We start from the raw sequence: 8164 nt of genomic DNA on the forward strand, positions 1-8164 counted from the left end.
GCGTTGATATTCCATCATACAGCGTTTCAGTTGGACAAGTTATCACTGTTCGTGAAAAATCTAAAAACATGGATATTATTAAATCAGCTGCTGAAGCATTATTCGGCCGTCCTGAATACGTAACTTTCGATGTTGAAAAATTAGAAGGTTCATACAACCGTTTACCATTAAGAGATGAATTATCTGCTGAAATCGATGAAACAATCATCGTTGAGTACTACTCTCGTTAATAACTAATTTATTGAGTACCAAAGAAAATGGCTTATGCCTTTTCTTTGGTACTTTTTTTGTTTTTTTATTTAAAAAATTAGATGTTTTTTCTAAATGGACAACCGTTTCCAATGGCTAAACACCAAGTTTTCTATGAATTTGATGAGAATTTCAAAAAAGTAGTTCAAGTATATTTTAATCTCTACATTTTTATGGTAAACTTTGTTGATTAATAAATAGCAATTATTCTTTTATCCATATATATTTTATTTAAAAATTTTATTTAAAAAAGTCGTTTACCCCCATTTCATTTAACTAAAAAGGAGTGTACATTGTGTTTAACAATACAGTAGTTGAAGTTACTGGTCCTGCCGTCAAATTAAAAAGCAACAAGTCAAAAATAGTGATTCATTTTCAAGATGATTTTAATGCCCTTATAAACTATGAGTTTATTGTCCGTAAATTTAACGAGAAAAAAGATAACGATAACAACGACAAACGCTGAGACTGACATTCAGCGTTTTTTTTCTGGACTCTCTACTACAAAATAACTATTTTTAGTCTGAAGCTAAAAGTGGTACACTAATCAATAGGAACTTAAATAGCATTAAAAACAATTAAGGAGTGTATTGTTTATGACAAGCAAAATGAACGTGGAAAGTTTTAACTTAGATCACACAAAAGTTAAAGCACCTTATGTTAGATTAGCCGATAAAAAAATTGGGTTAAATGGAGATAAAATTTTAAAATATGATGTCCGTTTCTCACAACCAAATAAAGAACATATGGATATGATGAGTGTTCATTCATTAGAACATTTAACTGCAGAATTGATTCGCAACCATGCAGATTATATTATCGATTTTGGTCCTATGGGATGCCAAACAGGTTTTTATCTAACCGTTATTAATCATGAGAACTATGATGAAATTTTAGAAGTTTTACAAAAAACAATGGAAGACGTTTTAGTAGCTACTGAAGTTCCAGCAAGTAACGAAACTCAATGTGGTTGGGCAGCTCATCATACACTAGAAGGTGCACAACAATTAGCAAAAGATTTCTTGGCAAAACGCAATGAATGGCATATTGTATTTGCTTAATCTAAAAAAGATTCAACGCGATAATTATCGTGTTGAATCTTTTTTTGTTTTAACTACTGCTTTCCTGTAGTTCATGTACACTGTACGCCTGTTTATATAATGGCAATAGCTGCATAAACGTATCCAGTATATAATGTTGGATCTCATCTGGATTCATCAAAAGCGGATCATTGGCCCAAAGCTGTCTTCCAATTAAAAATTCTCCCTTTTTGACCGTTTTCCATCGCATCAATCCACTGAGTAATTCGGCTTGATGGATAGGTATCACTTGTTCTTTTGTGTGATCCCATGAAACAACGTAATCATCAGGTAAATCAAATAATAGAGTTGGCTCCTCGATAATCTTCTGAGCCATTTTTTCTTCATACAGAGGGTTATCAATAAAAGCCAACCAAATAAAAAGATGCGTTTCGTATAAGCCTAATTGAAAATGAGGGTATTTTTTGTAACCTCTTTTATTCCCACCAATCGCCATCCAAGTATCTTTGGGAGCATTCTTTGTTCTTCTTATATGCTGAGCAATGTGAACAGGAAGACTTTCTTTATTCACTTCAGCTGCTAACTCCTTCGCTAATCTCTGTCCTAGTAGATGAAACTTTGGTTGAATTTGTTTTCGAATGGCTACCATTCTAGGTTCTAGCCCTTCAATAGCAAACACCGCAAAATCGTCTTTGGTAAACGTGATATTATCCATTCTTTCACTCCTTGAATTCAATTCCTATCTTTATTCTACCAAATTAACAATCAAATTAGATTAAATTTTTAAAAGAGACATTTGTTTTTGAAATCACCTCTTCAATATATAAAAACATAATTCATTCATAATACTGATTGTATAGATTTTTTTATCAATGCTTTTTAGCTTTTCTTTGTTAGTTTGATCAAATACAAAATGTTTTATTTCATTAGGGTTCATGCTATACTATTTTTTAATCTAAGAGAACATTAAAAACTTTAATTCGTTAACGAATGACTATAAAAGGAGGGATTTAAAATGGCTGACAGAGAGACTCAAGACTATTTATCAAAAGGCATATATGGAAATAAAAAAACAAATCCTGATGAAAGAAATAAATATTTTGGCAGTCTTAGAGAACGTGTTTATCTATCTATGACTACTGAACAACTTATTTCTGAAAACTATATCGATGCTTTAAAACAAGAAATCCAGCTCCATCCAAATCAACAATTGCTCTTGAATGGACAAATTGATATGAACAAATTAAGCCCCTATATCAAGTTATGTCAAGAATACAATTGTTCTTTTCGAATCGTATCTGATGAAGGAGCTCTACGTAGTCCACTTGGACTGATTTATGTCTCATCGACTGCTGTTAATGAAACTGAAGTGGATGTAGCTGTTAAATACCCTTTGATGACTCCTCCAAAAAAAGAAGACAAGAAACCTTCATTTTTCAAAAAATTATTCTCTTAATGAATACGACAAAAAAGCTAAAGGATAATTATTTAGCTTTTTTGTCGTATTCGTTACTGTTCATATAAGTGATTAAATTGGATAGCCATTCATAATAGGCGACCTTATCTCCTCCAGTAAATAAACCTTCGCCTGTTTTTACAAACCCCAATTTTTTTAAAATGTGTTGCGATTTTTTATGATACAAATATGTTTTAGCCTTTACACTTATGACGTTTTCAGTTAAAAGCCAGTCTAAAAAAGCTTGCGCTCCCTCTGTGGCATACCCATTTCCCGCATATGACTCTACTATGCCATAACCCAACTCTGCTTCACCCGTCAGTTCAGGATTGCCTTGTGCACTAACTTCCCCAATAATTTTTTGTTCAGATTTAAGAATCACTAAATGGGTCCATTTTTCTTTTATTTTGTCTTGTTTTACTGTTTCAAGCACATAAGGTAGATAAAAGAAAAATTCTACACCTGGCCATTCTTGTGCAACGCTATAACCAGACACTTCCTGTAATTTATCGTTCCCAATTAGTGTAGCTTCAATAAATGATAATTGATAAGGTACGAGTAGTAAACGCTCCGTTTCTAAAATAGTCACCACTAAAAGCCTCTTTCCTACTAATTTTGTCTTCCACCAATGAACGAATTTAATATGATTAGGTATGATACCTTTATTTTAAAATGTTTACGCTTTTATAGCAAACCTTATTTTATTTTTATAGTCTATAATTTTTAGTATTAATCGATTGATCCAACTACTCACCAAAAATTTCTAGAAGAATAGGGTTGTTTGTAGCCCTGTATAGTACTCAATGAGAATTAGAAACCATTAGCGCTTTAGCGATTATAGTTTGTTTGAAGCATCCATACCATTTTTATATGTGTGTCCACAAGACAACTATTTTTATTTTCTTCCTTCTCGTGATAAACTATTAAGGTGTGTTTAATTTAGGAAAATAAATATAAGTGAGGCTTTAATATGAAAGTTATTGAAACAAGAGATGCGCAATTAATGGCAAAATTGGGCTATGTCATGCAAGAAAAACATAAAGAGATGTATCCTGATTTTTTCAAACCATACGATGAAAAAGCAATTCTACACTATTTTCAAGAAATATTTAAAAATCCAAAACAACAAGTATTTCTTTGGATGGATGATCAACAAGAATCCGAACAAATTGCTGCTTATCTTTGGTTAGAAGAAGAAGCTGTAGCAGAAACGGTTTACCGTTATGGGTACACTCGACTCTATTTACATCACATCTTAATTATGCCTGCTTACCAAGGTAAAGGCCTAAGCAAAGAACTTTTAGCATTTGCTGATAACTTTGCAAAAGAACATGGTATTTCTCAACTGGAACTGCATTATTGGTCTGATAACGAAAGAGCAAAAAAAGTGTACCAACAATTAGGCTATGAAGTTTACACTGAAGTAGCTTACAAACAACTCTAACGTTATTCTCTGCACTTCTTACACAAATAAAAACGAAGAGACAAGGATGCAAACATCCGTGTCTCTTCGTTTTTTTATCACGCTAAATTTTTTAATAACTCCATTACCATTTCTGCAGATTTTTTACCTGCATCAATAATGAATTCGTCAAAACTCATTCCCGCTTCTTCATCCGCTACATCTGACATAGCTCTTACAATAACGAAGGGTTTATTAAATTGATAACAAACTTGTGCAATAGCTGCACCTTCCATTTCAGAAGCCAATGCATCTGGAAAATGGTGTTTGATTTGATTCACAATTTTTTTATCTGCAACAAAAGAATCACTTGTCACTATTAACCCTTGAACCATTTGCAAACCTACTTTTTTAGCTGCTTGGCTAGTTTGTTCTACAAGAGATCGGTCTGCTTGATAACGAGCCGGCATTTGAGGAACTTGTCCGATAACGTAATCAAATACAGTTGCATCAACATCATGATAAGCCATTTCAGTTGAAATAACTACATCTCCTACAGACAGTCCTTCTCCAATTCCTCCAGCAGACCCAGTGTTGATAATAGCATTTACTTCGTGTTTAGACAGCAAGAGAGTTGCAGCAATGGCCGAATTAACTTTTCCAATGCCGGATTGCACTAAAATGACTTCAACTTGTTCAATTTTGCCAGATACAAACGAGGCATTCGCCTCTACCCACTCCTGCTTATTACTCATACTATTTTTTAATACGGTTACTTCTTCTTGCATAGCACCGATAATCCCAATTTTCATGCTTTAATTCCTCTCTAATCTAAATAATAAATACAATTGCCAATACAATAACCAGTAATATTGCCACCACCAGAATAATTTTATTCAATTTGCGCCCTCTGTCACGAACTTTTTCATTCTCATTTTTTCGGCTCTTTGTAACGATACCCTCTTTTTCTAATTGCTTTTGGTATTCTCGCTCTACTTTTTCCCGTTCTTTATCTCTTTTCTTTTGTTCTTTTTCTTTTAATCCGTTTTCTTTTCTAATTTCTGCTCTAGTTTTTGGATTCATGTAGTAAAAAACATCCTTTCTATTTCGTTGTGGCTAATTTAAGCTTCCAAGCAATAAGAGCATATACTGTTTTTGCATCGTAAATCAAGTGTTTCTCATAAGCTTCCCAAGCCTCATCAAACGTTAGGTAAACTAATTCAATAAATTCATCTTCATCTTGAGCAAGAGGATTTTCTACTTTCTTTAGTCCCCGAGCAGAATAAACATATATCAGTTCATTTGCAAATCCTGGAGAAGTATAAAAAGAGGTTTCCATTTCAAATGATCCTGCTTGGAACCCTGTTTCTTCTTCTAATTCTCTTTTTCCTGTTTCCAAGGGGGTTTCATCTGTTAAATCAATTTTCCCAGCAGGTATCTCTAAAAGGACTTGCTCAACGGCTTTTCGGTATTGCTTAACAAAAATCATTTTATTGTCATCTGTGAACGCCATAATAGCTACTGCACCAGGATGTTTAACCAACTCTCTAGTAGCCGTTTTTCCATTAGGCAATTCAATAGTATCAACTACAAAATCAATCAAATTCCCATTATATACAGTCTCAGTAGAGAGTGTTTTCTCTTCAAATATCATTTTATTTCCTCCATAAAAAAATTTTCTTATGCCTTATCATACCTTTCCTTTTCATTTTTTTCAATTAAGTCTACATTCTATGCTTTTCTATAAAGAAATTATAGACTGTCTACAAGCTACTCCACTTCATTAGTTGTAGCAAGAAATCATTCTTAGGTCTGATAGGAGATTTACTCTTATTTATGCTAAAATAAGAGTAAGAAAATAAAACTTAAAAACCATTCAAAAAATAAATTATTGGAGTGAAAAATATGAAAAAAATTATCAAAAATTTAGGTGACGCTTTCTATTACACCTTGACCAGTTTATCAACCATTTTAATTTTCGTTGTTGTTTACGTTCTGTTCGATTTTGATTTATTCTTGTCATTGATTATCAGTATGGCTATAGGGGCGTTCTTTATTTATAAACAATCCGTCAATGAGGATTCCAAGTCTTCAAAAAAACTAAATCGTTTATCCCCAGAAAAGGAAGCTTTTTATAAATCTAAAGGAATGTCTAAAGAAGAAATTCAATTCTTTAGAGAAACCATGCACACAGCTAAACTAAAATTATTAACCTTAGAAAAAAATCTCCACAGTGTCTCAAAGCTGGAAGCCATTGAAAAGCGCAACAACACGATCCAATTATCTAAATCTTTATTTAAAGGAATCACTGAAGAACCCAATCGTTTACACGAAGTCGATAAATTTTTATATGTCCACCTCCCTTCTTTAACCGATTTAACGGATAAATATTTGGAAATTAGTCAACATGAAGTGAAAAATAAATCAACCTTTGATATTCTTGACGAAAGTGCCTCTACAATAGATGAAATGTGTCAATTGATCGCTGAAGATTATGTTCTGTTTAAATCTGATGATTTTGAAGATATGGCCATAGAGGTAGAGCTTGCAAAGAAAGCAATTGAACGCGATAATGGTCATACACAATCAATAGAATCAGAAGAATTATAATCTTTAAGGAGATGGTAAGATGAATAAAGAAAACGAATCACTAGAACAATCTTCTACAGTCAAAGAAGTCGACTCTGAATTAGAAAGTTTATTAGCAAATCCTTTCGGAGATGTATCTGAAAACGCACCTGTTTTACAAAAACAAGAACAAATTGAAAAAGAAATGGTCCAGACAGAACAAGTACCGCGCTTAATTGACAGCTTGCCAAAAGAACGTCAAGAACAAGCTCGGTCATTAGCGGAACAGATTGATGTCACTAACGCTCAATCTGTTATGATGTATGGTTCAGCTGCTCAACAAAAACTTGGAGAGTTTTCTCATTCCATGTTAAACCATGTTCAAAACCAAGATACTGGTGAAATTGGTGATACATTAAATGATTTAATGTATCGCTTAAATGAAGCTAACCCAGAAGACTTGCGTGCTGAAGACAGTAACATGTTTAAAAAAATATTTGGCCGTGTAAAGAAATCAATTTATGAAATGACTGCAAAATATCAAAAAATCGGTGCACAAATTGATAAAATTTCCGTGAAATTAGATAAAGAAAAAGCCGGTTTACTAAACGATAATTTAATGTTAGAACAGCTTTACACTAAGAACAAAGATTATTTTGATGCTTTAAATATTTACATTGCTGCTGGAGAAATAAAAATTGACGATTTACTCAATAATCTTATTCCAGAAGCTGTAAAAAAAGCAGAAACGAGTACCAATCAAATGGATGTACAAACGGTCAATGATTTAAATCAGTTTTTAGACCGTTTAGAAAAAAGAACCCATGACTTGAAACTTGCGCGTCAAATGACTATCCAACAAGCCCCACAAATTCGTTTGATCCAAAATACGAATCAAGCCTTAGCTGAAAAGATCCAATCTTCTATTAATATGGCCATCCCTCTTTGGAAAAACCAAATTGCGATTGCTCTTACTTTGCTTCGTCAAAAAGATGCTGTCACTGCTCAACGACAAGTATCCGAAACAACTAATGATTTAATGAAGAAGAATTCTGAAATGTTAAAAATTTCTTCTATTGAAACTGCCAAAGAAAACGAACGTGGCATCATTGATATTGAGACCTTGCAAAAAACTCAAAATGATTTAATCGAAACTTTACAAGAAACGTTACAAATTCAACAAGATGGAAGAATCAAACGCAAAGAAGCAGAACGAGAATTATCCGTTATGGAAACCTCTTTACGTGATAAGTTATTAGAACTTACAACTGATGAAAAATAAATTAATGGCATTAGGCCAATCAATTGATAGCCTTCAATTGATTGGCCTAATGCTTTTTTTGTCCATCAAATACTGGTTGTATAACAAATAGTGTTGGTGCATCAAACTAAACTTTCTTCTGGAATGAACGGGTTTGCTTGTATAGAGCCATGAGACCGCCTGAAGCT

General features: G+C 33.0%; 11 protein-coding genes and 1 pseudogene. 7 read left to right on the forward strand and 5 right to left on the reverse strand.

The features are described 5' to 3' along the window. From ABS911_RS13125 to ABS911_RS13135, 3 genes and pseudogenes are all read left to right on the forward strand, one after another. Positions 1–230: pseudogene (locus ABS911_RS13125) on the forward strand (30S ribosomal protein S4); the annotation flags it as partial. Positions 231–544: 314 nt separating this feature from the next. Continuing rightward, entirely contained in the window at positions 545–715 is a 171-nt protein-coding gene (locus tag ABS911_RS13130; protein ID WP_350467930.1) for a hypothetical protein, read from the forward strand. Positions 716–845: 130 nt separating this feature from the next. After that, a complete protein-coding gene (locus ABS911_RS13135; protein ID WP_013710463.1) occupies positions 846–1310 on the forward strand; it encodes an S-ribosylhomocysteine lyase in 465 nt (154 codons plus the stop codon). 49 nt (positions 1311–1359) lie between these two features. On the opposite strand, the gene ABS911_RS13140 is transcribed toward ABS911_RS13135, so the two are convergent. Next, positions 1360–2004 carry a YktB family protein gene (locus ABS911_RS13140; RefSeq protein WP_350467931.1) on the reverse strand — a complete coding sequence of 215 codons (645 nt, stop codon included), beginning with the start codon at positions 2002–2004 and terminating at the stop codon, positions 1360–1362. A 300-nt stretch (positions 2005–2304) separates the two neighbouring features. Here ABS911_RS13140 and ABS911_RS13145 point away from each other — a divergent pair, with 300 nt between their 5' ends. Continuing rightward, complete coding sequence (locus ABS911_RS13145; protein ID WP_350467932.1) at positions 2305–2745, forward strand: YueI family protein; 441 nt, start codon at positions 2305–2307, stop codon at positions 2743–2745. Between the two features lie 28 nt (positions 2746–2773). Here the strand turns inward: ABS911_RS13145 and ABS911_RS13150 are convergent, their stop codons facing one another. Further along, positions 2774–3337 (reverse strand): GNAT family N-acetyltransferase, encoded by a 564-nt coding sequence (locus tag ABS911_RS13150; protein WP_350467933.1) that lies wholly within the window; start codon positions 3335–3337, stop codon positions 2774–2776. A gap of 378 nt (positions 3338–3715) precedes the next feature. Here ABS911_RS13150 and ABS911_RS13155 point away from each other — a divergent pair, with 378 nt between their 5' ends. Further along, the gene (locus ABS911_RS13155; protein ID WP_350467934.1) at positions 3716–4189 is read left to right on the forward strand and encodes a GNAT family N-acetyltransferase; all 474 of its coding nucleotides are present in this window, start codon (positions 3716–3718) and stop codon (positions 4187–4189) included. Between the two features lie 77 nt (positions 4190–4266). Here the strand turns inward: ABS911_RS13155 and ABS911_RS13160 are convergent, their stop codons facing one another. Genes ABS911_RS13160 through ABS911_RS13170 form a run of 3 tightly spaced genes read right to left on the reverse strand, consistent with a single transcriptional unit; the run spans position 4267 to position 5801 of the window. Next, positions 4267–4959, reverse strand: coding sequence for a 5'-methylthioadenosine/adenosylhomocysteine nucleosidase (locus tag ABS911_RS13160; RefSeq protein WP_350467935.1), 693 nt, complete (start codon positions 4957–4959; stop codon positions 4267–4269). Between the two features lie 19 nt (positions 4960–4978). After that, the gene (gene macP / locus ABS911_RS13165) at positions 4979–5230 is read right to left on the reverse strand and encodes a cell wall synthase accessory phosphoprotein MacP (RefSeq protein ID WP_350467936.1); all 252 of its coding nucleotides are present in this window, start codon (positions 5228–5230) and stop codon (positions 4979–4981) included. Between the two features lie 19 nt (positions 5231–5249). Beyond that, a complete protein-coding gene (locus ABS911_RS13170; protein ID WP_350467937.1) occupies positions 5250–5801 on the reverse strand; it encodes an NUDIX hydrolase in 552 nt (183 codons plus the stop codon). A 251-nt stretch (positions 5802–6052) separates the two neighbouring features. Here ABS911_RS13170 and ABS911_RS13175 point away from each other — a divergent pair, with 251 nt between their 5' ends. Continuing rightward, the gene (locus ABS911_RS13175) at positions 6053–6757 is read left to right on the forward strand and encodes a 5-bromo-4-chloroindolyl phosphate hydrolysis family protein (protein ID WP_350467938.1); all 705 of its coding nucleotides are present in this window, start codon (positions 6053–6055) and stop codon (positions 6755–6757) included. A 19-nt stretch (positions 6758–6776) separates the two neighbouring features. Further along, positions 6777–7997, forward strand: coding sequence for a toxic anion resistance protein (locus tag ABS911_RS13180; RefSeq protein WP_350467939.1), 1221 nt, complete (start codon positions 6777–6779; stop codon positions 7995–7997). Positions 7998–8164: the final 167 nt, after the last annotated feature.

It is taken from the genome of Carnobacterium sp. (assembly GCF_040274425.1).